We start from the raw sequence: 25,314 nt of genomic DNA on the forward strand, positions 1-25,314 counted from the left end.
CCTTTATACGTTTCCTACTTTGCCTTTATTGTGATCGGGCTGCTGTAACGGCCATAAATATTCTTGCCTTTTACTTTACAATAAGTTTTTACTTTATAAGTGTAAGTCTTACCTTTTACCACCTTGTGATCAACGAATTTGAAAGTTTTATTATTTACAACTGCAATCCGCTTCCATGATCCTCCGCTCTTCTTAAAGATCCGGTATCCCGTAACTCCGGAAACTTTATTCCAGCTTATCTTGTTCTTTCCTTTATAAGCCTTTCCATTTATGGATACAGCCTGTGGTACCGCCTTAATTGTCTTACTTTTCCATTTACTGTAAACAGTTTTTTCTCCTGTTTTCTTATATGCTTTCACAGCAAATGTGTAATTCTTTCCAAGGCTTCCTTTCGTGTAGTAAAAATAGGTTCGGTTCTTTTTCACCGTTTCCAGCTTTCTATATGTCTTACCTTTTTTCAGATAAATAATATATCCGTCTGCTCCTGCTATTTGATTCCAGCTCAGTTTCACATTATCTGTTTTGCTGTTTTGTGCTTTTACCGCCACTGTCGCTGCTTTTAATCCGGCTGCTGCCGCTTTATCAGAATCCACTTTCAGATTCCTAATGGCTTTGTCCAAAGCTTCTGTCTGGGCATTCACTGTACTTTGTAATGCATTCGGGTCATCTGCCGTCTTTTGCGCCTGGGAAATGGCTGCGGTCAGCGCACCGTAAGACTGGTCTGTATAATTACCCGGTTTAATTGCCTTTGCTTCCTCAATCTTTGCCAGTAATGCACGTTTGTCCGGTTTAACAGGCTGTACTTCTTTTTTAACCAGACCTTTTACAGATGCGATTAATGCATTGGCTGCCTGATCAACTTCTGACTGCTCTGCATTATCATTTCCTAATACTGCCCGGGCATAGGCTAAAGCATCCAGCATCTGATCTACGCTTTTCTGTGTATACAAGGTGAGATCTATTCTATCTGCCTGTCCGACAGCATCTTCCAATGCCTTGTAATCTGCCCTGAGCCGAAGTGCCTCTAAACGGATACGAAGCTCTTTTAAAATGCTGTTAACGGCTGACTGGCTCTTTGGATTTACGGCTTCTTCTTCTGCAAGCCGCAGTGCATTTACAAATTCCTGCTTGCCTGCTTCTCTGTAAGCATCCAGTTTTCCTGAAATTTCCGCTGCCCTTTCAAGTTCCTTGCTCAGTCTTTCCAGATCAATCACCAGCATGCTGTTCATCGACGCCAATAATTCTTCATAGGCCTGCTGCAATTCACTTTCTAAAGGCTGGTCATCCTCTAACAGCTGCTTCGCCTGCTCCATTGCCAGTAAGAATCTTTCCCTTGTTTCCTCAGGATACTGTTCTATCTTTGCAGCCATGATTTTCCCTGCTTCTGTAAGAGCAGCCAAAGATTCTCTCACAGATTCCCCGTATTTTACCTGGATAACAGCCTGTGTTAATTCAAATCCTATTCTGTCTGTTTCTTGTTGTGATGCACTGCCATCGGCTAAAATTTCCTTTGCCATAAGAAGTGTGTTCCGGTAGAATTCTGCTGTCTCTTCTGCCGTATTTGCAAGATCTTCCTCTGTAATTGTGTTTTCTGCATCCGAGATGATCTTATCCAGCCCGTCTTTGCTGACGCCGTCTTGCGTTACCTTCACACTGCATTCTGCATGTATTTCAGGATAACCTTCCGGATACACCCGTACTGTTGTCTCCCCCTGAGTGATGCCGGTAACTGTTCCCTGCGTAACTTCTGCTGTTGCTGGATCATCTGAAGACCATACCAATGATATTTCTAATCCTTCCGGCATCATCTTCGCACCAAGTGTGATGCTCTCTCCGGCTTTCATGTTAACTTCTGTCTGATCCAGTTCAATGCTATCCGGCGTAATTACTTTCACCAGATTTAGTATGGCATTTTCCAGTTCTGCATTCTTCGCATCTACTATTTCCTGGGCTGCCCCGTCGTTTTGTAATATTTCTTTTGCGGCCTTAATTGTGTCTTGCAAAGCCTGATAACTCTCTTTTGTGTAGCCGTCCGGTAATATCGCTTCCGCTTCCTTTAGGGTTTCTGTCAAGGCATTTTTATCCGCGGTAACTATCACTTTACACTCAGCCTTTATGTCCGGGTAGCCCTCAGGATATACGCTTACTGTTGTAGTTCCAATGCGGTATGCCGTCACTGTCCCTTCCTCTACCCTTGCAATTTCATATTCGTGAGCCAGCCAGTTTAACGTTACTTCTGCGTCATTTGGTGTTACTTCAGCATGAAGCTCTGCCGTATCGCCAACTTTCATTCTTAACTCCGTCTGGTCCAGCGAGATGGTTTCCGGAACTATTTCTTTTATTTTGGAGAATTCAATCTTCAGGTCATCGAAATAGACATTAGATGTTCCATTTCCGCCTGAGCCTGACCAATAATCTCCCAGCGCAACTGTATTAAATCCTGTCCGGTAATCGGTAGTATCAATCAGGGTATCATCTATGAAGAGTTTGCAGTCTTCCCCCGATGAATAATCCCACTTCAGTTCATGCCATCCCTCCGTACGAACAACCTCTGACCGGTAGTTCTGGCTTCCGATACGGTAATAGTATTTATCAGGTGATCCGGGTGCCCGTGTTTCAATTCCCATTGCTATGAAGTCGCTTGTAGAAGGGTCTTTGTCATCCGTAGTTACATTTGCCACTACCTGGGTTAACGGCGCTTTTGTCATATTATCGTATAACCAAACAGAAACAACCCCGTTTTTGACTTCGTTAAATTCTTTTGAAATAACAACCATATCCTGGTCTATTTTAAAACTTTTTTCTCCGCCATGTGCTTTCTCAGTGCTAGTCACAGGAATTCCTTTTTCTCTGTTCCATCCCGTAAATTCATTATTTTCATATTCAAAATCATAGGTGAGTACATCCGGATCCTCGTTAGAGGTGGTAAAGCAATATGTCTCACTTGTTTTCGAAGTGCAGTCCATGCCATCACCCACAGCAGTTACACGCCAGTAGTAGGCTGTGCCTCTCTCCAGGGCTGACGCATTTGCCCAGTCATTTTCTGTGATCTCTGAGTAGATTACGTCATTAAATTCTGCATCCCGGGATACCTCCACAAAATATTTTACTGCATTTTCTGCTTTGTTCCAGGTCAGTTTCACACCATCGATAAAAGTGAGATTTTCCGAATTATTTTCCGGTGATGTTAATACCGGTGTGCCGGTTTCTGTTTTCACAACCGTTCTGTACTGATCTGAATACAGACCCACTTTTGTTACATCAAAGTGGTTTTCTCCCATGACTTCTTTAATCATGGAATTCTCTTTCACTTTAAACTGGGATAAAGAAGAATTCTCAAATCCGATATCTGTTCCCGCGGGCAGCGCATGTTCCCGTTCTACCGTTCCCAGTTCATCTACTCTTTTGCTGATATTGCCATATGGATTGGCAACACCTGCCAGTATATTGTCCTTTATAACTGCATTGGCCGGTTTGCGGGCATTCAGAAGATTCCCCTCACTATCACAGGTTTCCACATCCATTACCGCCAGATCCGGATATTTCTCATCCCACAATGCTTTGTCATAGCGCTCGTCGCTTCTTAAATCCATAAGTTCGGCATAGCAGTTACCATTGGGTTTCTGTGCATGATAATATGCCCAGCCTTCACCCCGGTTATCATAATGAAGACCTCTTCCATTGTTTTGGTTCAATACAATATTATTGGTAAATACGTTATCCTGCCCGCCGCCTAACAGCATGACGTATCCGGTAATATTATTGAATAAATTGGCAGTGATTTCAATACCGCTGGATAAATCGTCACAGTATACTCCGGCAGAACCAAGGCCTCCATTGGAGTAAATATCGTGAAGATAATTATTGGTAATCTTTACGCCCCGGTAGGTCCATGTTCTTACTGAATAGATGGCTCCGCAGTCGGATGTCTCGTAGCACACATTAAATATATCATTGTTGCTGATCACATGATCATTGCCATCGTAGCTGATTGCCATGTGGGGAGCATTATAGATCTTGTTATTGGATGCCGTATTTCCACATCCGAAAATTTTAACAGCCGGTGTGTAGGTTCTGTTAATTACCGAGAAATCACTGATATCATTATTGACTGCCCGGTTATTGCCCGGAGTCAGGGTATAACGGTCGCCGCCTCCCAGAAAGATTCCTCCCTGTCCGGTTCTGGTGATATTACAACTGGTAATGGTATTATTAAATCCACCATGAGCACCAGTATTAATAGTCTCGTAATCGGTGCCTTCTATTCCCACTACTACTGCCTTTTGCCCTAAATCCGAAAAACCGCAGCCACCGATTGTGACATCATTACAATCTACTAAAGAAATACCATGACCGTTGGAATATCCAAAGTTCATATTTTCTACTTTTATGTAAGATGCATTTTCCATGCTGATAAACGGTGTCCGCGCCATTGAAAGTGCTACCTCGCTATCGGAAAGAGTTTTCTCGGGATACAGGTATAATTTTCCGTTTTCTCTGTCCAGATACCATTCTCCCGGCTGGTCTACTTCGCAAAGCAGGTTAAAAGCGTAAAAATTCTTACCGCCAAACACCCCGTATCTGGAGGGCTGAAGTGCTGACATCTTCATTCCGGCAGCAGTTTCCTCAAGCTTATTAATCTTCATCGTATCATCTGCCCAATCCCAGCAGAAATAGCCAAATACCCACAAGTCACTTTCCAGGGACCACAGCGGGTACTTATTTTTAAACACAGATCCTTCCACTGTGAAGATGCCGCCTTTTTGATTGATCCATTCATCTTCCGGATATTTACATTCACATGGGATTCCACTGTTTTTGCTGCAATCCGGGCAGGTTCCGTCAGGATTCGGCATATGGTCTCTTGGAACGAAGCCTTTTTCCAAAGCTTTAGACGTCTTGATAAATCCGTTGTTTGGATACCTGGAAAGACGCTGATCTTTTCCATCTACAGAAACGGATATACCCGGTGCCTGTGAAGGCCATCCAAAACCATTCTTTACAATCTCACCAAAATCTGTGATACCCTCATTCGCCGTAATATCATATACGACTATCTGATCACTTGCCGCCTCCGGCAGTCTTGCCAGAATTTCCGAATCTGACACCGGTTCGAATTTTTCACCGGGCAAAACCAGATTGCCGTAGAAATTAACCTCTTCATCATTATATGCTCTGTATACGATGGGATTTTCTTCTGTTCCGGAATCTTCTTCCGTCAGATGAAAACTGTCTCCCAGCCGCCTGTAGGTTCCGCCTTTTACATTTACCGCAACTCCGCCGTCCGGCAAACCCCTTGTTTCTTTTAGAACTTTTACGGCATCTCTTGCCGCCTCCAGGCTGGCAAAGGGCTTCTCGATACTTCCGTCATTCGAATCATCGCCGTCAACTGCCACATAAAATTCTTTCCCCGGTTGAAAATCCCGGGCAGCTTCCGTATGACCGGAATCCGACGCTGCATTTGCCGGTAATACGCTCGTCAAAAGCATCGCAGACACCATTAATAAGCTCAGTACTCTTTTCAATCTACTTTTCATACCTTCTACCTCTTCTTTACATAAATTTGTATTTCCTTCATCTCTCTGTGCATCCTCCCCGTATCTGTCTTTCCTCCTTTCTCATTGAAATATATAGATTTTTCTGTATAATAAAGGTACTTCGACTATGGAGCTTCCTTTGCCGTGCCCTTATTACCTTTTGTATAACCGCCCGTAACAAGATCATTTCACCTAGTACTATTCCGGACAGTAATAATAGTGACAGCACTGTCCGGATGGAGCACTATTTTTAACTTTAATATACTTAATTTACCATTTTACGGCAATGTCAGGATTCTGCTATTTGGTGCTACTATTTTGACCAGTTTTTAGAAACCGGCGGAACTTTCATGTTTTCATGAACATTCCAGGCTAAAAAAGGGATATCATAACCTTTTAATGGCTACGATATCCCTTTTTTGACCTGGATTAGCAAATGAATTACTTTTTGGTTTTCACTTTCTCTGTTTTACTGTATGCCCCGTATACCTTCTTTCCGGCTGAATCCTTTTTGAATCCCCGGACTTTTACATAATACGTCCTGCCTTTTTTCAATTTCTTAATTGTCTTACCTGTATTTTTTGTCTCTAAAACCTTTCTTCCTTTGGTCATTCTGGAATTATTTCCATAAACAATCTCATAACCGCCTGCATTTTTTACTTTTTTCCAGCTAATTTCCATGCTGCCGGCTTTTTTACTCTGGGCTTTGCTGATGGATGCCTTTGCAATCTTGATTTTCTCCCATTTTGCGTAAACTTCGACGTTTTTCCGTGTTGATGATGGAATACTGGTTATTTTCTTTTTATATTTTTTATCCGAATACCAGCCCTTGAAAGAATATCCTTTTCTGGATGGTGCCTTCAAGGTTACTTTTGACTTATAACAGGTTTGTGGATTCCGCCTGCTGTTGGTTCCCTTATTTAAGTGATAGTTGATTTTATAACCTACCGTCACTTTACAGGACGCATATTTTCCACTGCCGTCAGCTGCCTGTACTTTGATAACAGCGGTTCCATAACCTTTTGCAGTCACTTTACCGGTCTGGTCTACTGTCGCTGCTTTTGCATTGCTGGTGGACCATACCACATTTTTATTCAACACATTGGAGGGGAAAACTGCTGCCTTTAACGTAAATGATTCTCCCTTTGTAATCGTTTTGGAAACTTCATTTAGAGTAATTTTTTCAACACTGCTTCCTACCGTTACTTTACAGTCTGCATATTTTCCGCTGCCATCGGCTGCTTTTGCCCGGATGACTGCGGTTCCATATCCAACTGTGGTGACTTTACCGGCCTGGTCTACTCCTGCCACCTTCCCATCGCTGGTGGACCATATGATTTTTTTATTATCTGCATTGGATGGTAAAACTGTTGTCTTCAGTATAAAACTTGTTCCTTTTACAACTGATTTTTCTGTTTCGCTCAGTGTAATTTTATCTACCTTAACTTCCGGGTCCGGTGTGGGTACCGGTACGGATGACTTCTTGACCCGTATTTCTGCAGCCGCCTTTTTATCTGAACCATTTACGGCACCTTCCACAAAGATAACACCCGGCTCTGCTACCATATCCGGTGTAATGTTATCCCATTTTACCGCTTCTTCTTTTGTAGTAAGATCACTGTAAACTGCAGTAACTTTCTCCGGCATTTTGGGAATAACCCCTGTTGCGGTCTCTGCATACACCGGATAATATCCTGTAATTGTACTTTCCTGAGTATCTGGTGCACATAATATCTTTATTTCAGCCAGTCCCCGTTCACTTGCTGCCTGATGGTATTTTTCTTCGGGATCAATGGTAAACTTTATGCCAGAAGCTTTTACCTGCTGCTCCAGTTCCACAAGATTATCCTGGGAATTTTCCCATTTCATATCCTGCACTGATTTTTCATACACTTTCTTTCCGGTATGATCATAGAATTCCAGTAATCCTTCTCTTATGGCATTCACTTCATGTCCACGCTCATTCAGTATCACTTTCTCAATCATTTTTTCTTCATCAAAACTTAGTTCAATCCATGGAGAATGATCGGATTGTTTTGCAGCCCAATGGGTTTTCGTATCTCCATCTATTGCTTTTTCGGCTGTATACCGTTCGTCTGCGTCATTACCATCCGGTGTTCCGGTACGGGAACGTACGGAAGAAACTCTAACGTCTGCTTCCGGTGCAATATTGCTTCCTGCTGCTTCTAATGTTATGGCATTGCTGACTGCCGTTACACCGTCAAGAGTTACTCTGACACTTACTTTTACCTTCTGCCTGGTTGGTATTTCCTGCGGCATGCAGATGATGTCAGCGCCTTCCACCTTCTGCAGGGGGGCTCCTTCACTAAAGATATATTCTACCTGAGCGTCCGAAAGTCCCGCCGGTTTCTTTGTATTTAACATGCCCTGAATCCGAACGGCTGCCGGATGATTAACACTGACTGTCTCCGTATCAGCAGTCAATGTGACCTTCTCCAGATAATCGCCAAAGAAAATATGGCCATTCTTATCCACATCAGCGTACAGAGAAGTCTCTGCAATTGCTCCGGCTGCCACAGCAGTTACCGTTATCCGGGTTCTGCCCCCGGACACAGCTTTCAGTTTGAAATTGTCATAAACAGAAATGATCTGGGGATTGCTGCTTTCTACGGAAATGTCTGCTCCGCTTATATCCATTTTGGCACCTGTTCCATCATATCCGGTAATCACAAGTTCTGCGTCAGTGTCGGTAAGTTTCTCACCTTTTGCTGTAAGCTTTGACAGACGTCCTTCCATAGATTCCCCGTTTAATGAGACTTCCAGAATATCAACTGCACTGCCGTTACTTCCCTTGGGGAAATTCAGTCTCACATATTTTGCAGTAACTGGTTCCACGTTATAAATATCGGAAAATCCAAAATATGCTTCTTGTCCTGCTGATGGTGGTATCACGGTTTCTACTGTTCTCCATGCCTCCCCGTCATCGCTGATCTGAATCTCCATTTCCTTTGGTGTATTATAGTATTTCTGGCTGCGTGTATTGAAATGGATTTCTACATTTTCAATTTTACTTTGATTCTCCAGCTCAAAGGATAAGAAGGATTCTCCCTTTCCGGACACGGACCATTTCCCTGCATCAAAATCTGCACCTGTTATCAGTTCTCCGTCCAATACCTGCTGTGGTGCATAATCCTCAATCTGTCCGCTTGCGGTGACTTTCGCACCAGCCATTAAAGACTCATATGGCTGAATATCCATATATACCCTGTTTGTGGTAAATGTTTTGCCATCCAGCTGCACTTCTGCCCATACGGCAGCACGGGTAGTTTTCTCTACAGACTTTGCAAACAGCTTTCCGTCTTTAAAAGAAATGAGATCACTCTCTGTAATAGCCACCGGAGTATATTTATCACCGCCATCCAGGTCTACGATTCCACATTTCATCGTTATCTGTGCGGCATTTAGTCCAATGGAACCGCCCTTGTCGGATCTGCCCTCCAGATAATATGGATATCCTTCCAGATTGTGAAAGCTTCCATAAGCGCCTTTTTCGTCTACCCACAAAGACGCTCCTATCATGTTTTCTCCAACATAAACTTTACCATTTGCTGCCTTCACTTTTAAAGTGTCTTCCTGCGTAACTCCCTCATAAGTACCGGTTACCGTTATTTCTGCCTCACCATTACCTTTCGGTATTACGAGTCCTGTTTCATCCACGGATGCCACCAACGGGTCTGAGCTTTGGAAAGTCACTTTTTCCAGATTTGCTTTTAATGCCTGATACGTCATATAACCCTCTGCTTTTACCTGCAGGCGGTCATCTGAGAGCTGCTCACCTTTTGCAGTTATATTTGTCAGCTGATAGCTGCGCTGGGTATTATCCGTTACAATCTTGATAATGGTGTCAACCTGATCTTCTGTGACATCTGCCAAATCTATGCTTACGAAGTCCCCATCCTGGGTAAAGGAAAGTTCCTTGTCTTCATTGAGCCAGATTACTTTTTCAACGTGATCCCTGATCGGATCAGCCACCAGAGTCTGATCGGTTATTGCATCAAATCCAATTTTTCTGTCCGGACCTTTCATAATATGCAGGTACACGTTATTGTCCCGGGACATTGCATATCCCCATTTTGGTCCATGCCCATCTTCGAAATGGTCAATATTGCCTGCTCCATCATCAGCACACTGACAATCCGATCCATTCAAAAAGCAGGGCTGGGTTCCGGTGGTAGATTCATGACGCTCCGGCTTCCCTTCCGGGGCAAACCAAGCCGCCAGTTCTTCTCTTGCATCCACAAATTCCTGAACTGATTTTGGATATCTTTGTGCTACATCCTCGGGAGAATCCCAGTTAGTACCTCTGCTCATTAACGGCATCTGGTCATTATTATCTACCATGCCTCTTCCGGCATTCATAACCATCTCCTGGGATACAAGCCGGTAGTCATCCCTTCTTGCATAGTACGGTGTATAATTATTTTTTGTATGCAGGGATTTCCATGGTTCCATAATAGTGCGCTTCGTTAATTTCGATCCCCGCTCATGTCCATAGATACCGCTGCATTCCCCGGTTCTTAAATCCGGATCTCCGTATTCCGAACCCCAGACGTTGGCATTGATAATAATTTCATCGCTGTAGTTGCGCACATTACTGTACATGACATCATAATTTGCACCGCCCATTGCCTGGGGACCGTCAAAATAAAGGTATGCCGGATCGTAGCGTAAAATTAAATCCTCCACATTCTGCACAAATACATCGGTAGAGTAATGCTGCAGTCCGCCTCCCTCTGTAGCATAATACAATCCAAACTTCATTCCATAGCGCTTTACTGCTTCCTCAAACTGCTTTAATCCATCTACCACATTTCCGTTTTCATCCTTTGGCAGATATTTATTCCTGTCGTGGTTCGGATCTGCAAAACGGGATGGCCAGTAGTAATTCTGCTGCAATGCCTCAATGGATACCAGGGAATGCCCCTGTCTGCTGGCACGTTCTGCCCACAGATCTGCCGAAAAATTCGGATCTGCAAAATACTGGTAGACAGGAATACAGTGGCTTAATGCGCTGACACGTCCTTCCTCAAACCATTTATTCGGGCGTTCTTTGACCTTCAGTGTATAAGTCTGCTGTGCAGCAGCCCCATCCTTGTCCGTTACCTGTACGGTAAAACTGTAATCACCGGGGTCTGCTTCTACGATTCCCCCTATGGTTCCATCTTTCTTAAGCTCCAGTCCATCCGGAAGCGCTCCTTTTGTTACTTCCCAAGTATAGTCAGGCCTGCCTCCGTCAGCCATGAACTGAAAAGGGGATGCTTCCAGATTAAACTGATTCTGATTATACTGAGATTTATTCCACACGTAAGGCCACTCCGTATATCCTATAGGCAAAATGTTCTGGGGCAGGCCTCTTCCCGGCTTTCCATCCTGTACCACATCATCAGCAGAAAGCCCCGCCGTGGTGATGGATAAATCGCTGTCTGTTCCCGTCACGGAATAGGTTAAACCTTCCGGCTCATTACCGTCTTTATCTGTAATCCTGCCATAAAATCCAAGATAATACACATCATTATCTTTTGCAACCGGCACTCCATTGGCATTCTTGTCATCTGTATAAGTATGCTTGATCTGGAGCAGAATCTTATTCCATCCTTCTTTGAGCTGAATGTCCTTAACTGCCATATCCTTCTGTACTTCAGAAGGCTTGGATGGACTTGTGACTGCAGTATCATTTACATACAGACGGTGTTCACCGCTGCTGCCAAAACGAAACTGTACTATCTGTTCTATATTACTATATACGTATGTATGGGCATACACATATTTATTTTTGGTGTCAATGCCCTTTTTAACACCGTAATATCCATATAAGTCCTGGTAATCATCATAGGTACGGTTCCAGATGCGGTCATCGAAATACTCCCATTTCTGTCCGTCAAAAGTCATGCTTTCTCCCAGTTTTGGAACGATGGTTTCTTTCGCTGCTGTCTTATCCGTAAGTAATTCCTTTACTTCTCCCTGGGTTTCAGCTTGTTCTGTCACCGCCTCTGGCGCAGCTGTTTCTTTCGTTGTTTCTGTCGCTGCTTCTGGCATCGTCTCTGGCATTGTTTCTGGCTCTGTTTCTAACGCTGTCTCTGGCGCTGTTTCTGGCTCTGTTTCTATCGCTGTCTCTGGCGCTGTTTCTGACGCTGTTTCTGACGCTGTTTCTGACGCTGTCTTTTCCTCTGTTTCTTCCGTTAACATTTCCTCTTCTGGTAACCCGGCACTTACATTCAATAAGCTTTTCACAGCTATTTCCGTATCTTCCAGTGGATATGGGTATACTTCTATTTCGCTGATTCCTGTAATTCCAGGATATGGCTCAAGCCCGTCATCAACGATTACCTGCAATTTTTTCACATTTTCAAAAGGGATCTCAGGCTGGTATACAGTTGGATAATCGGCATTTTGACAGGTACTTTCTATTCGTATCGGATCACTTGCAGTTCCGTCTTCATAAGTAAAAATCAGATCATACCATTGGTTTCTATGACGTCCGTCATTCCACAGTGTGATCCCAACACTGCCTGCCGTAATTGGTTCATTCCATTCCAGCTGTGCCCAACAGGGAATCTCTGACCCTTCTGTCACCCATTGGTTTCTGACGGACCCATCGTTAAGAAACTCCGGTGGATTCGAACTAAGAGTAGCGGACGATGCAGAAGCTGCTGCCTGCTTGGCTAAATTTGGATTGTCCGGGATCTCCGTGCCATAAATCTCATCAGCAACCGGTGACTCAAAAGGTCCCGCAACCAGCCATGAATTTATGAATGGGGCTGTTCCATTTACATGCTGCGCGTTTACTATAAGCGGGTTCCAAGACCCTGCTGCCAATATGGCTGCCATTGAAAGTGCTGTGGTGCGCTTCCACAGGTTTTTAGAAAATCTTTTTTTCATTATAACCCTCCTGATTTAGAATGAGATTACCTTATCACATATTTCACTAATTTCAGACACTAAAAAGTACTGTTTTTATTGATATTACCTGTTTTTATCACTCTTATTTTTAATAATTTCTCACATTTTTACAATGTTTAAACCTTTCCCTTTCTAACCAATGACGTTTTCGGCACCAGGGCGCAGATTAATGAGCTTGTCAGCGTCGATGCAAACCAGTGTTGAACTATAAATCTTTTTCTTCCTGCTTTTTATGATTTTCCATTTGTAATAACTGAATTCTCAGGGTGCTTCATTCTTTCTGTTTACGGAAACTTTATAAATCACATTATAGCAATCATCCGATTCTTACTGTGAGGAAGTATTTTACTTGTTTATGGGGATTATTTTTACCCGCGTTCGTACAAAGTTGTGAAAATTGCTCTCTGACAGCTGTCTGGCAGGAACTGATCTAAACTGCTGTTCTTAAGTCGAAACTTTAAAAAACAGCATCAAAAGCCGCTCCCAATTACACTCTGGAAGCGGCTCTCTTAACCCAATTCTTTTTTATTTTACTTCTGATTTTTACTTTTTAATTTTCACTTTCTCTGTTTTACTGTATGCCCCGTATACCTTCTTTCCGGCTGAATCCTTTTTGAATCCCCGGACCTTTACATAATACGTCCTGCCTTTTTTCAATTCCTGAATGGTCTTGCCTGTCCTTTTTGTCTCTAATACCTTTCTTCCTTTGGTCATTCTGGAATTATTTCCATAAACAATCTCATATCCGTCTGCATTTTTTACTTTTTTAAAGTTTACTGCCATACTGCCGGCTTTTTTACTCTGGGCTTTGCTGATGGATGCCTTTGCAATCTTGATTTTCTCCCATTTTGCGTAAACTTCGACGTTTTTCCGTGTTGATGATGGAATACTGGTTATTTTCTTTTTATATTTTTTATCCGAATACCAGCCCTTGAAAGAATATCCTTTTCTGGATGGTGCCTTCAAGGTTACTTTTGACTTATAACAGGTTTGTGGATTCTGCCTGCTGTTGGTCCCTTTATTTAAGTGATAGTTGATTTTATAACCTACCGTCACTTTACAGGACGCATATTTTCCACTGCCGTCAGCTGCCTGTACTTTGATAACAGCGGTTCCATAACCTTTTGCTGTCACTTTACCGTTCTGGTCTACTGTCGCTGCTTTTTCATTGCTGGTGGACCATACCACATTTTTATTCGCTGCATCTGCTGGCAATACCGCTGCTTTCAAAGTGAAACTTTTCCCTTTTAACAACGTTTTCTTCGTTTCATTCAGCGTGACTTTATTTACCTTTACTTCCGGTTTCGGTTCTGGTTTCGGTTCTTGTTTCTTTGGCAATACGGTTACAATGGCTTTTGCCTTTAATGCTGTGCCATCCACAGAACCCAGTACCGTAAAGTTACCGGGTACTGCTACCTGCTTATCCGTGATTGGCTCCCAGCGTGCCGATACCATGGCTGTTGTTCCGTTATTGTAGGAAGCCTTCACCGTCTGGGGCAGCTTCGGGATGATTCCCTGGACTGTATCCGCCTGAACTTCTTCCAAACCTGTGATTTCCGGCTTATGGGTTTTGACCACATAGGTTTTCTCAACTACTTCACTGTAGAGGGAATCACCGGCGATTGCAACGCATTTTAATGTCACCGGATTATCATTTTCCGGCAGTACAAAGCTTTCATCATAATAGATACCATGTTCCGGGTCTTTGGGATCACTTCCATCCAGCGTGTAGAATATCTGATCCTTTTTGGATGCCGGTGTAATTTTAACTTCAACCGGCTGCTCATATGTTCCGGATTCCGGTTCCACACTCGGCTCCGGGGTCTGGACTTTCGTCACTTTCATGTCATCGATATCGTATTCTCCCCCAAGGCAATTAAAGCCGATACCTCCGGACTGTAAGGTTCCATCCACTACGGTTCCTACCAGATTGCCATCCAGATAACTGCTGATCTTATCACCGTCTGCCACAATCTTCAGATCATACCATCTTCCTGCAAACGGAGGATTCAAAGGCTCCAGTCCTGCCTCTTCCGGTGTCTTGGCGAAGAAATCCTTATCACCGGAGGACCGCATATAAAATTTTAATTTACCTGACTTCTCCATCTTTAATGTATAGCGGCGTGGATTTGATTTGCTGTTGGAGTCTTCTTCAAAACGAACGCCTGCCGAAAATACGTCGTATGCTCCGCCAAGGGGGCCTTCCCCGGTCCATCGATTCAACCGTACCCTGGCTTCCAGTACATAGTTCTTCCAGTCGTTGCCGCCTGTATAATAGAAGGTATTATCCTGAGAATTAATACGAAGATACTGATTGTCATCTTCCCTGATTAATTCTTTTACCATTTTTCCGCCTCCTACCCCTTTCCAGTCAGGCAGTATATCCTCTGCATTCATGGAAGATGCAGCTGTTTTCTGTATTTCCATTTCCTGCTCATTAGCCTGGGGCTCGCTAACCTGCTCTATTGTCTCCGGTGATTCCGTCTCCGGTACTTCCGTCTCAAGTACTTCTGTTACCGGTACTTCCGTCTCAGGCACTTCCGTTTCAACTACTTCTGTCTCCGATACTTCCGTCTCCGTTTTATCTCTTACCCGGACTTCCGTTTCTGTCTCAGAAGCATTCTGGTTTTCCAATTCTTTATTTGCAATATCACTATACTGCAATGCATCCTCCCGATGACTTTTGTTACCTGCTTCGTCCACAGTCATCTCATAGCCTTCAAAATCCTCTTCATACAAAACCCTGTCTTCCGGCTCTGCAGGTGGTTTTGGCAGCGGCACTTCGCCTGCTGGGGGAGCTTCCACGCCTCCATAAATCATAGCTTCATCGTAGTACACGGTGCCTTTTCCTGCATCACATCCAATTTCCAGAGTATCAAATCCTCTGCTGTTTACCTCTTTCACCAGCCTGCCGTCAATATACATCTGTAATGTACCGGGCGTACTGTAATCGAACTTCAGCTCATGCCATCCAAAAAGACGCGGAACATTTGTGGGGATCTTTTCACCGTTTATGTTCATGTAATAACAATCCCATTTCCCCCACTCTATGCCAAGACCAAACATCTGGTCTTTTGTTCCTGTGCTGACATAAGAAAGAGCATTTCCAGAATTCTGAACGCCGGAATCATATCCAGCCATATTGCCGGACTGGCGGTCAAACATTTTAACGGTAACTGTTTTATTCAGAAGATCCTGAAACGTTCTGGATAATACACTGTCCTGGTTTACGATGAGACCCTGTTTTCCCACAAACGGGTCTTCTGACATCCACTCTGTGGTAATCTCCGGCTGTGCATTACGGAACGTCCATTTGCGTTTCTGGATACCCTTTTCGAAATCATCTTCAAAATATATGTCTTCCGGTTTTTGGCTGGTTTCCTTCTCTTCCATATATTCTATTGGGAAGCCCTCGGTCAATCCAATCTTATCATACTCCATTTTGGAATCATCAAATTCATCCAGATGATTTACCAGGGTTCCATAGTCGATATTTACATTGTCAAAGAGAATATCATCTTTGTACTGCAATATAGTATTGACTTCAATATTAAAGTTCATGGGATTGACAGATTTCACATTATGTAGTTCAAATCCGGAACATCCCATATCCAGGTTCATATTGTTGGGACTTAAATCCCTCATGGTAGGATTGGCACCGGTGCTGTCGATTACCATCTGGTTGATGATATTGGGTTTCCCCTTGCCGTCTTCATTTCCATGAAACAGCATACATCCAAAAAATGCGCCGTCATCCCCGCCGTCCTGCTGGCAGTCATGTATGTAGCAGTATTCATAACGGTTGCTATGGGTATATAAGTGCTTCATCGCATCATAATTTTTATCGGCTCCATTTTTTTCCCTGCTTGTTCCGCCTGTGGTAAAAATTCCTCTTCTGGGTGAATTATACACCTCGATATTAGAAAATGTACTGTGGCTTACCTGCTGTACCGTTAACCCGGAAGCCTGTCCGATTAATTCACCAATATCATGTATCAATACATTTTTCACCATATTGTCCCTGGAATATCCATCTCCGTTTTCATCTCCTGCCAGTCCCGGATAACCGCCGTCCATACTGATACCGCCATGACCGGTATAATCAATCAGACAATTTTCCACCAACGCATTTGTATTGGCATCATACATAGCAATGCCAAACATTCCCGAGTTGGTCAGATGACAGGCTTCAATCCGGATTCCGTCGGTATTTTTCAGCGTCATCACCCCGTAGCGGAAATCATTCTGTTCCCTCTGTTCGCAGTAAGATGGCTGCGTACTTCCTTTGGATTCGTTTGGCCAGAATCCCAGCGCTGCTCCGGTATCCTTTGCATTCCAGCCGTAGGCATACCAGTCTGTGCTCTCCGTATCCTTCATTTCAATACCACGGAAGGTAAGATTGCTGACTTTAGAATTTCTGTCTTCGCCCTCTGCGCGGATTACCTCTTTTACCAGAGGGATGATAACCTGCTGATCTTCTATATTTCCTGACGGATAGTAATACAGATCCCCGGTTGTCTTGTTGTAATAGTACTCACCCTCCTGATCCAGTAATGCCAGATTGCCCTGCAGGAAATACCGTGCATTGGTTCCGGTAGTATATTTAGGGCGATAACGGGCAGAACCATCCAAATCAATTTCTTCATCTTTATAATGCAGCCTGCGCTGTGCAGTATTGATTCCTTTCAGAGGAATTGTATCTGTCATCCAGTCCCAGTATCCGCCGTCCCACATATATACAGAAGCATCCAGATCGCCCCGTGCCTCAGCGTTTGATAAACCGTCTGTCACCGTCTGCGGCAGATCCCCTGCTTTCCACTGCAGGTCATGCACTCCGCCCCCCGCAGTAAACAGATAAGGCGTCATTGCTGCTGTAAACCCCTCATACTGATCCAGGTTAGGGTAACGTGCCTGGGTTGCCCGACTGTCATTGACGTACAGCGTATTGAAGCTCCGGTCTGTTCCAACGTTCGTTTTATAGACAAGACCTTCTGCCTCTGCCGGAAGGTCGGCATCGGTTGCCCCTTCCCTCTGCACCAGCTCCCAATCACTGTTATCCACGGGTTTCCCCCCAATTAATTTAGCACGGGCAACCCCATCCTTACTGGTATAGACAATCTGATGTCCATTGGTGCCGGAATCTTCGGGTCCAAATTCTACCGTTTCATCCATATAGTACTCTCCGCTGTCCAGATACACATAGATATCCCCTGTCATATCGGAATTGATTTTCTGCACTTCACTTCTGGCTCTTTCCAGGGATGCATATGGCTTTTCCTGACTCCCATCCCCGGCAGCATCATCACCTGCCGGGGAAATATAGATTTCTTTTTGTACCCCGGATGCCTCTGCTGTCACGGAATACGGTGCCGACATGCCCAGGGTGCCCGTCAGCATGGCTGCAGACATTAAAACCGCAAGCTGCTTTTTCATCTTATACATATCTTCTCTCCTTTTTCATACAGATTCACTTAAATCCCACAATAAGTTTTGTAACCGGCATTACCTATAAGCCGGATACAGTTCAGGGTGGATATGCAAATCTTAGCATAGTCCACCCTGTAGTAATCCTTCTTCAACCAGAAACAGTTACGCTCTGAAGCATCCACATATCATGAACTCTTTTCGTTTTCACTTAACCGCAGGCACTGATCCTGATTATGATACCGTTTTAAATACTTCCTCTTCTGAAGATTCTTTTGCCGCCATACAAACTTTCGCACTTATGATACCTTCCCCAAGAGGTGCCACTGATTCTGTTGTTTCTCCCAGAATCAACTGCACAAAATTCCGTGCCAGTTCGTAATCTCCTCCACCATGCCCTGCAGGCGGAGTGCCTATCTTAATCACAGATACCTGATCACTCATATGATCGTACACCTTGATTTCATCTGTTGTAAAATTAAATTCCAGCGTTCCTTTGTATCCATACAACCGCGCGCCCCGCCTTGCTGCTCCTTTTCTTGCGAAAAAATTCTGTGAATAGACTGCGTGCATACCGGATTCATACCGGATCAGCATACTGCCGCTGTCTTCGTTTCCGGTATCTACCCCATAACAGCAATAATCACTTCTTGGGATATCATTTCTGGTCCGGGTAATATGATAGGTGCTTTCCATGCAGCTGCCGCAGCAGTCGCACTCACTGCAGCGCAGCCCTGCCCTCATATTACCTTTGAAAATCTGCTTTGATTTCATCCCACAGACCTGCACCGGTTTTTCTCCGGTCAGATAATTGATTACATCCACATCGTGGGTTGCCTTCTGTAAAAACATACCGTGAGATACCGCTTCATTCCGATACCAGTCATGGAAATAGACAAAACCGTAAGGAACGTCATTAAATGCCTGCACATGCTCTACTTTTCCAATGACACCGCTGTCTATGATTCTCTTTGCTTCCCTTACCATCCTGGTTACCCGAAGCGGAAAAGACACTACCACAGGAGCATGAGGTTCTCTGTCACAGCATTCCAGAAGCTCCAGATCTTCTCTTGTGACACCTACGGGCTTTTCCAAAAATAATGGAATCCCCCGTTTCATTACCATTTCTGCCAATTGTGCATGGGTATCACAGTTGGTGCCTACTAAAACACCATCCAGTTCTTCCTGATCCAGCATCTCTTGTGCCGTATCATAAAAGTGTATTGATTCCGGATCCATCGGACATTTTCTCCATAAGCCGTCAATTTTGTCAATTTCCATTTCATGCATGATTTCCCTGGAATCCGCCTTGGTTAAAAGCGCTTTCACACGTTCCTGATTTTTATCAGCTATTGCTGTAATCTGTACTTTTTCCAATAGGCCCATAAATTCATCTGCCAGCATATCCATGCGGACACCATAGCCTATTACACCCAGCTTTACCATCATTCTCCCCCTATTTTGCTGCTTTCCAGGCATCCATCTGTGCCTGCTTTTCAGCAATGACGTTATCTACGCCAGCTGTTTCCAGTCTCTTTAAAAAGTCAGGAAGTGCCGTTTGGGGATCTACAGATCCTGAGCTTAAAGCAGGAACCATTTCTGTAATCACAGAGGTACAGTTTGCCAATTCCGTCTTGACTGGTGTCGGATCAAACACAAATCCGGTTACCGGTGAAATCTCAGCTTTCTTATCTTCTTCAAAGACCATGCTCTGGGATTGTTTCTGTAAATCTCCTGCTTCATTGCGGTTATATAATGCTCGGGTAAAATCAGGACTGTAAGACTGTCCAATCTGCCATTCATTAAAGTTAAAGTTATATTTTCCTTCCTGCAAAGCATAGGTTCCGTCATCGCCATAAACGTAATCCACGCCTTCTTCACCCTGTGTGATCAGCAAATACAGTTCGTCATTTGTATTCAAAAGCTCAATTAATTCAACTGCTTTTTCAATATTTTCAGACTGAGCATTCACTGCAACGGCAGCCGTAGGTCCTGCCGCAGCAGGAATCACTGTTCTGGTTGTGGAAACTGTTCCGGCCGGTGCTATATCCTTGGTACACATACTCATTTTTGCAGAATCCTCATTACCCGGGAAGTCCACGCTGTCCGGCCATCCTGACCCGACTTCTGCAATCATCTTCGCTGCTTTTCTGTCCGGGCTGGTATCTTTCACCGTAGCACCGTCTTTTCTGACATAGCCTTTTTCATACCAGTCACGCATAATCGTACAGAATTCTGCAAATTCATCGGTACCAAATTGATTGATTACTTTATCCGGTTCATCAAAACGAATCCAGCCCGGGGTAGCCATATCTCCAACAGCTTCCATATCCCAGAACAGAGGTTCGTTCGCAAATAAATTCCAGGTGGAGGAAGTTTCCCAGCCTATCATATCCGGGTGTTTCTCCAGCGCTTTGCCTATGAAATCCCCAGTCATCTGAAGTGCTTCCAGGGTAGGTTTACCCTTAACTGCTTTCCAGTCAAATCCTACCTCATCCGCCAGATCTGTCCTATAACGGAAGCCTTGTCTCTTTGCAACGCCCCATTGCTGGTAGTTTACGGAGCCATAGATTTTACCATCCACCTTAACGCCTTCCCACAGGCCTTCCGGAATTCTCTTATAAGTTTCCGGTGCATATTGGGGAATTAACTCTGTAAGATCTGCATAAGCGCCTTTTGCCGCATTTTCATAAAAATTAATGCCGCCCCAGTTTGCGGTAAAGCATAAGTCCCAGTCATCTCCTGAATTAATCATCAGGTTCATTTTTTCTCCATAAGTAGCACTGTCAATCATAACCAGGTTCAATTTTGCATTAATCTCTTTTTCAATGATCTGGTTCGCTTTTTCCATAATACGCTCAGCATCATTTACCGGTCCGTTCATCATATAAAAGCTTAATTCTACCGGATCGCCGGAAGCTTCTTTTGTTTCTTCCTTATCCCCATCCTTGCTTTCCCCGGTACCCGCATCACTGCCCGGATTCTCCGTACCATTTGTTTCTTTCGATGTTTTCTCTGTTGCTGCTCCACATCCTGTGAATGTAGTTGCCAGCATTGCCCCAACAAGTAAGACTGCTATCAGGTTCTTTCTTTTCATGTTGTCTTCCTCCTTAAATTTAATTTATTATTTTTCTGATTTTCATCAGTAAAAATCACTCTTTTACTGCTCCAATTGTCAATCCTTTTTCAAAATACTTCTGGAGCAGCGGATATAATAGTATGATTGGTCCGATTGCCAGAACACAGGTTGCCATTCTCGCACCCTCGCTTGGCAGTACCCCCAGTGCCTGTTCAATGGAACGGGAAGCCTGGGCATTGGATTGCAGATACCCGATGTTATTCATTAATGACTGCAGCAGATACTGCAATGTATATAATTTCGGGGTTTCAATATACAGGGAACAGGTCATCCAGTCGTTCCAGTATGCAATTGATACAAATAGTCCAATCGTTGCCAGGGATGGTGTGGACAGAGGCAGTACGATCTTAAAAAATGTCCGGAACTCTCCGGAACCGTCAATTCTTGCCGATTCAATCAGCGAATTGGGAATTGACTTAAAAAAGTTTTTCATAATCAGTACATTTACAGCCGATACCAGATTGATTAAAATTAAAACCCAAATGGTATTCTTTAGATGCAGGTATCTGGTCATTAACATATACTGCGGCACCAGTCCGCCGTTAAACAAGACCGGTATGTATACAAAGAATGAGATTTTTTCTCTCCAAGTCACTTCATCTCTCGTCAGCGAGTATGCCAGCATAGCGGTGATCAGAAGATGCAGTGCCGTACCCATAACCGTTACCACAATCGTTACTACATATGCCTGTGCCACAGATGCCGCTCCGCTGAACACATAGCGGTAAGAGTCCGTGCTGAACACTTTCGGAATAAAATGATAACCATCCACCATCAGAGAGGTTTCCCCGGTAAATGAAATCCCCACAACCAAAAGCAGCGGCACGACACAGATTAAACTAAGGCATAAAAAAATCGTATGAATGCCTACCTTAAAAACACTTACAGTTCTTTTCTTTTTCATAGGATCTCCTTCCCTTAAAATAGTGCGCTGTCCGGATCGATTTTCTTAATGATTTTATTGGAAATCAGAACCAGGGCAAATCCAATTGTAGACTGATAAAGCCCCACTGCCGCCGACATTCCATAATCATTAATTTTTTTCAGGGATCGGAAAACGTAAGTATCAATGACATCTGTTGCCGGATATAGTGCACCTGCATCATTTGGCAGGGTATAGAATGCATTCCAGTCTCCAAGACCGCCGTTAAACAGCTTTCCTACCCAGAGCAAGGACAGAACGATCATGGTTGTACGGATCAGAGGCAGTGTAATAAACTTAATCTGCTGCCATTTCGTAGCTCCATCTAACTGTGCCGCTTCATAATAGTCTGTATTGATACCCGCAATTGCAGCAACATACAGGACAGAGTAGTAACCGACATTTTTCCAGAGATAAGCCAGCGGCATAATCGCTCTCCACTTAGACGGCTCGCTGTACCATTGTATCCCTTCTATCCCGAATTTTCCCAGGACATTATTAATAATACCTCTGTCTACGCTTAAAAAACTAAATAATATATACTGAATAACGATCCAGGATAAAAAAGTAGGAATCAGTATGGCGCCTTTATAAGCAGCGGATACATATTTGTTTTTCACTTCATTTAACAAGATGGCAAGTGCCACCGCCACTACCGTTACCAGAACTGCTTCTATAATATTGTACAGAATCGTATTCATCGTAACAATTCTTGCTGTATCGGATTTAAAGAAAAACTCAAAGTTCTTAAATAAAGGGTTGATAAATTCACTGCCGAAAATCCCATCCGTGGGTTTATAATTTTTAAAAGCCAGTATTACCCCCGGCATTGGCAGATAAAAAATCAATGTGATCATGAAAAGTCCCGGAGCCATCATTAAATAAAATGGCATTTGTTTTTTTACCGATCGTTTCCAATTACGCTGCCCGTTTACTGCAAAACTTTTACCTTTCTTACGATTACTTATTTTCTTCATTTTAAATTTCCCTCCTTAATCTGTTCCCTATTATGCCCTTAATGCCTACACTTTTCAACAAAGATAATTTCGAAAACCTTCGTTTTCTTCCTGTTTTAGCATTTTTATACCCCTGCATACCCCAAACGGGTCTGCGGTACTGCTTCAATAGAAAGTATGGAACGCTTTTGTTCCAAACTTATCTCTCTGAAAACGAACACTTTTCAGGATTACAGCAGATTTCATGATTTTAACACGATGCAGCGGGAAGTCATGTGCTCCAGCATGACCGGCAAAAGTATCCCGCCTTCCCTTTTTTCAAATTGCAGCGGAACCGGCTTTCCTTCTTCTCTGGAAATTTCAAATGCGTCCTGTACCGGAAATGGAAGATCTAATTTCACATTTTCAAAATCATCCGTTGCATAATTGAACAGTAACAGCACTTGCTGTCCCTCCCGGCTAAAATGACTTACGGTTACATAGGGACAATTTTCTATGATTACAGGCTGCCGTACATCCTTCATGGATAAGATGAGGTGCCTTAGCATTTCCTGTCTCACCGGGTTTAACAAAAAGTTATGCCTGTCACGCATATGGCCGTAGGGCAGTATCACGGCGCGGTTCGTTACATAGACAACTCCCTCTCCTACGACAGAACCATCCGGCGCTTTTAGCACAGAAACTGTCTGGTGCGGCTCTTTTGTATACGTTATATTAAGGTAATCCCCCGTTTCCCCCATGGTCTGAGCAGAAATCCTGGCATACGGCAGGTTCTGGAACCGTTGTTCTGTAATCACCTGTTCGTAGCTGTGCTTACCGGTATTTGCCGGATACCATTCACAGGAAGTAATTCCCAGCAGACAGCCAAGCCCCATATCCACCAGGGTTTCCACTGCTTCTCCTTCCAGCAGGAGGACATTGTCAGAAAACATCTTCGTGATTTCACATGGTTTTAAATTTCGAAAATACTGTCCGCTGACCGCCATAATCTCTCCTGTTTTGGAACAGTCATCACAATAATGGTTCGCCATGCCAAATGCAGAAAGGTATTCTGCCCAGAATGTCTCCCAGGGCTGTATGGCTGATAAACATCTTGTTCCGTCTGTATGTATGGTATAGGAAGAATTGCTGCTGTACATTACACAAATGCCTTTTTCCTCACTGCCTTTCAGATGCAGACCTGTGATCCCGGTTAAATATGGTTTTGCCCTGCTTAGCAGTTCATCATATTTTTGTTCCTTATTTATGCCGTTCCCTATCATATCGAAGAGATTCATGGTGATTCCGTCTGCCCCCACAGCCAGGGCACTTTCTATTTCCAGGCGTGTAAAACGGTGAGATTTAGAAAATGTTGTATGGGGGAAATTATCCAGCTCAGGCCAAAGCTGCGCCTGGCCTTTTGTCATGGCTGCACTCAGTTTGGTAGTCTTTTGGAAATCCAGTGCATACTGGCGGGGCGAAGCTTCTGCATATGCCGGCAGATGCGGGCGGTTCAAAGGCGCCGTCTCACCTGATAAACCGGAGAAAATACCGTTCCAGTCACGTCCCTCCACGCAGTGCACCTCCGGACCGGAACTCATAAGTCCCATCCTTGTATGGGGAGATATCTCATGGACCGCCTCACCCAGAAGAGCTGCAAAACCACACATGGTATCTCTTGCGGTATCCAGCCACACCTTCCGGTAAGGATGTGGGGAACCCTGGCACAGAATGCCCTCCAGAAAACTTTCCATATCCACTTCTTTTCCTATACGTTTGTCAAACTCTCTCTTATGCAGTTCACAAAAGCATCCTCCCCATTCCAGCGGGGGATGATTGTGCAGCCTGAAATCATCTTCAATCCATATAACCGCAAAATGAAGATCTGCATACAAACCATAAACAGCTTTGATATAGTCCTGAAATTGTTGATCCAAAGGGCAGGCTACTACGTCTGCTTTCCTGCCGTTATAATCAGCCATAGTGGTAAAATTCTGATCTTCTGCTAAGGTTCTTCCCCGGTCTGCATGGAGAACCGTTGTCCAGGGGTTTAAGGATACGCTGATTCCCTCTTCATTTAACTTGGGCTTAAACTTTTCTATCATTTGAAGCCACTCTTTTGTCTTCTCCAATGATAAATGCCCCTGATTGACTTCTTCCATATTCAGAAAAAACTGGACGTCATCAATCTGTGCAGATTTACAAAACTTCAATAAATCATAAAACTTCTCTTCTGCGTAAAAATCCGGGCAGATGCCAATACGCAGCGAGTAAGTAAATTTTTCATTCATTCTTCTTCTCCTTCACTTATTTTTTCCCATTATGCGTTAATTTCCGGAATTTCACAACGATGACTCTTTAGAAATTCACATATTTCTAATAAATATACCTCTCTGAATTTTAATCTTTTCTACGATTACTATCACTTTCTCCAAT

8 protein-coding genes are annotated in these 25,314 nt (G+C 43.7%); all 8 read right to left on the reverse strand.

The annotated features are described in order from the left end of the window. Positions 1-14: 14 nt before the first annotated feature. The 8 genes from CD03_RS0106760 to CD03_RS32690 all read right to left on the reverse strand — a co-directional run bounded on the left by CD03_RS0106760 (position 15) and on the right by CD03_RS32690 (position 25,169). The gene (locus CD03_RS0106760; RefSeq protein WP_027292991.1) at positions 15-5,537 is read right to left on the reverse strand and encodes an Ig-like domain-containing protein; all 5,523 of its coding nucleotides are present in this window, start codon (positions 5,535-5,537) and stop codon (positions 15-17) included. Positions 5,538-5,978: 441 nt separating this feature from the next. Further along, positions 5,979-12,437: an Ig-like domain-containing protein gene (locus CD03_RS32685; RefSeq protein WP_044288959.1), complete on the reverse strand. Its 6,459-nt coding sequence runs from the start codon at positions 12,435-12,437 to the stop codon at positions 5,979-5,981. Positions 12,438-13,001: 564 nt separating this feature from the next. Further along, entirely contained in the window at positions 13,002-17,900 is a 4,899-nt protein-coding gene (locus tag CD03_RS0106770; protein ID WP_027292992.1) for an Ig-like domain-containing protein, read from the reverse strand. 216 nt (positions 17,901-18,116) lie between these two features. Next, positions 18,117-19,331 carry a Gfo/Idh/MocA family protein gene (locus CD03_RS0106775; protein WP_197041635.1) on the reverse strand — a complete coding sequence of 405 codons (1,215 nt, stop codon included), beginning with the start codon at positions 19,329-19,331 and terminating at the stop codon, positions 18,117-18,119. A gap of 7 nt (positions 19,332-19,338) precedes the next feature. Beyond that, positions 19,339-20,979, reverse strand: coding sequence for an ABC transporter substrate-binding protein (locus CD03_RS0106780; RefSeq protein ID WP_027292994.1), 1,641 nt, complete (start codon positions 20,977-20,979; stop codon positions 19,339-19,341). Between the two features lie 55 nt (positions 20,980-21,034). Further along, positions 21,035-21,925 carry a carbohydrate ABC transporter permease gene (locus tag CD03_RS0106785; RefSeq protein WP_027292995.1) on the reverse strand — a complete coding sequence of 297 codons (891 nt, stop codon included), beginning with the start codon at positions 21,923-21,925 and terminating at the stop codon, positions 21,035-21,037. 14 nt (positions 21,926-21,939) lie between these two features. Then, positions 21,940-22,920 (reverse strand): ABC transporter permease subunit, encoded by a 981-nt coding sequence (locus tag CD03_RS0106790; protein ID WP_027292996.1) that lies wholly within the window; start codon positions 22,918-22,920, stop codon positions 21,940-21,942. A 221-nt stretch (positions 22,921-23,141) separates the two neighbouring features. Further along, positions 23,142-25,169, reverse strand: a complete 2,028-nt coding sequence (locus tag CD03_RS32690; protein WP_052377704.1) for a hypothetical protein — start codon at positions 25,167-25,169, stop codon at positions 23,142-23,144. Between the last annotated feature and the right edge of the window lie 145 nt (positions 25,170-25,314).

The organism is Robinsoniella sp. KNHs210, from assembly GCF_000686105.1.
GTDB classification, from domain to species: domain Bacteria; phylum Bacillota; class Clostridia; order Lachnospirales; family Lachnospiraceae; genus Robinsoniella; species Robinsoniella peoriensis.

What these genes read in the sequence shown, in the direction of transcription:
- CD03_RS0106760 (WP_027292991.1), bottom strand. Translation starts at nt 5,537, where the DNA reads ATGAAAAGTAGATTGAAAAGAGTACTGAGCTTATTAATGGTGTCTGCG.
- CD03_RS32685 (WP_044288959.1), bottom strand. Translation starts at nt 12,437, where the DNA reads ATGAAAAAAAGATTTTCTAAAAACCTGTGGAAGCGCACCACAGCACTT.
- CD03_RS0106770 (WP_027292992.1), bottom strand. Translation starts at nt 17,900, where the DNA reads ATGTATAAGATGAAAAAGCAGCTTGCGGTTTTAATGTCTGCAGCCATG.
- CD03_RS0106775 (WP_197041635.1), bottom strand. Translation starts at nt 19,331, where the DNA reads ATGATGGTAAAGCTGGGTGTAATAGGCTATGGTGTCCGCATGGATATG.
- CD03_RS0106780 (WP_027292994.1), bottom strand. Translation starts at nt 20,979, where the DNA reads ATGAAAAGAAAGAACCTGATAGCAGTCTTACTTGTTGGGGCAATGCTG.
- CD03_RS0106785 (WP_027292995.1), bottom strand. Translation starts at nt 21,925, where the DNA reads ATGAAAAAGAAAAGAACTGTAAGTGTTTTTAAGGTAGGCATTCATACG.
- CD03_RS0106790 (WP_027292996.1), bottom strand. Translation starts at nt 22,920, where the DNA reads ATGAAGAAAATAAGTAATCGTAAGAAAGGTAAAAGTTTTGCAGTAAAC.
- CD03_RS32690 (WP_052377704.1), bottom strand. Translation starts at nt 25,169, where the DNA reads ATGAATGAAAAATTTACTTACTCGCTGCGTATTGGCATCTGCCCGGAT.